An 825-nucleotide genomic window follows, 5' to 3' on the forward strand; every position below is an offset into this window, starting at 1 on the left:
CACCCTGTCGGTGACGGGCCCGGCCAACCAGGCCGCCATTCCCGCCAACACTCCCATCAAGATCAACGACTTGAGCGGCACCTACACCCCGCGCAGGACGGGCAAGGTCACCTTCACCGCGGGCACGCTCACCATCAAGGCCCTCGGTACGACGACGACGTGCTCCCCGACCAACAGCCCCGGTCCGTCGCTCACCCTCGACGTCACGGCGGCGGGCGGCTCGGGCGGCTCGGGCGGCTCGGGTGGCTCAGGTGGCCCGGGCGGATCGGGGGCGAACGGATCCGCCGGGAGCGCCCAGAGCGGGACCGGCTCCGGCGGGCAACTGCCGCAGACCGGTCCCGAGGACTCCGTCGTCGCCCTCGGCACGCTCGGCGGCACCGTGCTGCTCGCGGGCGCGGCGGGCTCGCTGTGGCTGACCCGGCGCGGCCGGGCGGCGACCCGCGCCCGCCGCTGACATCCCGACGAGGTACGAACGCCGGAGCCGCCGATGCCGCCCACCGCCCGTGCCCCTCGCCTGTCCCGCGCACGGTGCCTGTCCCGCGCACTGCGCTTGTCCCGCGCGCTGTGCCTGTCCCGCGCACTGCGCTTGTCCCGCGCGCTGTGCCTGTTCCGCGCGCTGTGCCTGTCCTGCCTGCTGATCCTGCCGACCGCCGGACCGGTCACCGCGGCCGTCCGGGCGACCTCGGCCGTCCCGGCCACCGAGGTCACCGGCGCGGCCGCGGTGACCCACGCGACGCCGTCGTCCGGACCCGGCTGGTCCCTGGCGCCGGCGGGCGGCGGCCGCCCGGCCTTCTACGCCGAGGGCGCGCCCGGCACCGTCCTCCA

1 protein-coding gene and 1 pseudogene are annotated in these 825 nt (G+C 76.8%); both read left to right on the forward strand.

The window, feature by feature from the left end:
- On the forward strand, positions 1–454 hold a 454-nt coding region (locus tag IE249_RS38445), incomplete at its 5' end, for an LPXTG cell wall anchor domain-containing protein (RefSeq protein ID WP_229859224.1).
- 33 nt (positions 455–487) lie between these two features.
- A pseudogene (locus IE249_RS38450) lies at positions 488–825 on the forward strand (hypothetical protein); the annotation flags it as partial.

The sequence above is a fragment of the Streptomyces anandii JCM 4720 genome, assembly GCF_014650655.1.
Classification (GTDB): domain Bacteria; phylum Actinomycetota; class Actinomycetes; order Streptomycetales; family Streptomycetaceae; genus Streptomyces; species Streptomyces anandii.